Source organism: Colwellia sp. 6M3, assembly GCF_014077595.1.
Taxonomy (GTDB): domain Bacteria; phylum Pseudomonadota; class Gammaproteobacteria; order Enterobacterales; family Alteromonadaceae; genus Cognaticolwellia.
The window spans coordinates 1-242 of record NZ_JACGWF010000275.1; the positions used below are offsets into that span (position 1 = coordinate 1).

General features: G+C 43.0%; 1 tRNA gene. It reads left to right on the forward strand.

From position 1 onward, the window contains the following. Positions 1 to 14 precede the first annotated feature (14 nt). Positions 15 to 90: transfer RNA gene (locus tag H4J50_RS19935), tRNA-Ala, on the forward strand. The last annotated feature ends 152 nt before the right edge of the window (positions 91 to 242 follow it).

Sequence of the window (242 nt, forward strand, 5' to 3'; positions counted from 1 at the left end):
ATGTTTCCCATTGCGGGGCTATAGCTCAGCTGGGAGAGCGCCTGCCTTGCACGCAGGAGGTCAGCAGTTCGATCCTGCTTAGCTCCACCACTTCTTCACTAAGAATTGAAAGACCAAACTTAAGTTATGCTTTGTTTAAGCTACTTTAAGTTTGGTTTTTAACCAAGTCACCACCGAATGCGTGTGAATGACAAGTTCTTTAACAATCTGGAAAGCTGATATAAATACCGGTATTTATATGG